This window comes from Pseudomonas sp. LARHCG127 (assembly GCF_052871455.1).
The window spans coordinates 1-1,661 of the sequence record NZ_JBIXJT010000043.1; the positions used below are offsets into that span (position 1 = coordinate 1).

A 1,661-nucleotide genomic window follows, 5' to 3' on the forward strand; every position below is an offset into this window, starting at 1 on the left:
CGGCGTTTTTCAAGGTAGTTGTCGCGTCACCGTTTTGTTATGCCACTTTTGCGATCACAGTAAGCTCTCTTTCAGGGTTCAGATACACCGTCCCGACTGGCCTCCAGTTACGTGTTTCTCCTGACCACCGTCCAGGTTTTTTCGCTCTAGCTAATCTGTACACAGTGTCACGGCGGGCGAGGATTTCATTGTCCTTGCCTTCATGACGCTGGGCCGGCGTGACGAAGCGGATTCTGCTATGACGATGCACGGTGTTGTACCAGACCATAAAATCCCGAACCCAGACACGCGCATCATCCAGACTGTCAAACCCGCCCAAGGGCCACTGCGGACAGTATTTCAATGTTCTGAACAACGACTCGGAATAAGGGTTGTCGTTGCTGACGCGAGGTCGTCCTCGCGAAGGCGTAATGCCCAAATCGTACATTTTGGACAGCAGTGTCACCGACTTCATGGGCGCGCCATTATCCGAGTGGAGCACCAACGGCTGCTGCCAGCACTTCTCCTGATTCACGCTTCGTTGCAGCAGTGCCGCCGCCTTTTCTCCGCTTTCTGCTTCGTAGACTTCCCAGCCCACGGCTTTGCGGCTGTAGATATCTTCGATCAAGTAGAGATAGTAAAACTGCCCGCGAATCGGCGTGGGCAGATAGGTAATGTCCCAGGACCACACCTGGTTGGCCGACGTCGCGGCATACGTCGTCGGTGCCACATGATGCTGTGGTCTCTTGGCTCGTGACCTGTGTTGCTGCTGGCCCGCAGCCTTGAGCACCCGATAAAAGGTGGCCTCCGAAGCGAGATAACGCCCTTCGTCTGCCAATTGCGGCACGATCTGACTTGGCGGCAGATGGGCATAGGCCTTGCTGTTGCACAGTACCAGGATGTTTTGGCGCTCCAGTTCACTGAGCGCATTACCGGGTATGGGCCTGATCGTTGTCGTACGGCCATCGGCGAGGATTTCGGACGGTAAACTCCAGCGTTGCAGCGTCCTGAGCGAAATGCCAACTTCCTGACAAGCAGGCGCCCTACGGGCGCCCGCCGTGATGGCTTCGTTGAGCCAGCCCACGAGCAAATACCGTTCTGGCAACAAGGTCAGTTGTCCTCGTCGTCGCTTCCCCAGTAGGCATTGAGCTTTTTTCGCAGCACCAGCAGAGCCGCCGTTTCAGCGAGAGCGGCATCTTTGCGGCGCAGTTCGCGTTCCAGTTGTTGGATGCGTTTCTTGTCCCCTCGCACTTGCGCGGCATCAGCTTTTCTACCGGTCGGCTGATGGGTGCTGTTAGCAATAAACTCGTTGCGCCAAGCGGCGACCTGCTCAGGGAAAATGCCCACTCGGCGGCAATATTCGCCCATTTCCAGTTCCGATAGTGCTGATGTTTCGATGACCGCTGTCAGTTTTGACTCGGCTGACCAGTTCTCTACCGGTTGATTTTTTTCGGACAATTGTGAGCCTCGGGCAGCCGCTTGTTTGCGCCATTGATAAAGAGAAAAATCGCTGCAACCCTCACGACGCGCGACCTCTTTTGCAGAGAGACTAAGGGGCGGAAGCATCATTTTCAGCAACGCGGCTTTACGTTCAGGTGAATAGAAAGGCATGACCATACTCTTGCCGCCCCCGAAATGCTTTTAGGAATTTGGAGAGGCGACAACTAGCCTGACACCGGGGG

1 protein-coding gene is annotated in these 1,661 nt (G+C 55.6%); it reads right to left on the bottom strand.

Annotation, left to right across the window (positions count from 1 at the left end):
* Positions 1-37 precede the first annotated feature (37 nt).
* Positions 38-1,590, bottom strand: a protein-coding gene (locus ACIPQ1_RS28715; RefSeq protein WP_250966058.1) for an IS3 family transposase whose coding sequence is annotated in 2 segments (ribosomal slippage) — positions 38-1,128 and positions 1,128-1,590 — 1,554 coding nt in all. Because the reading frame shifts where the segments join, the coding sequence is not laid out codon by codon here.
* Positions 1,591-1,661 lie beyond the last annotated feature (71 nt).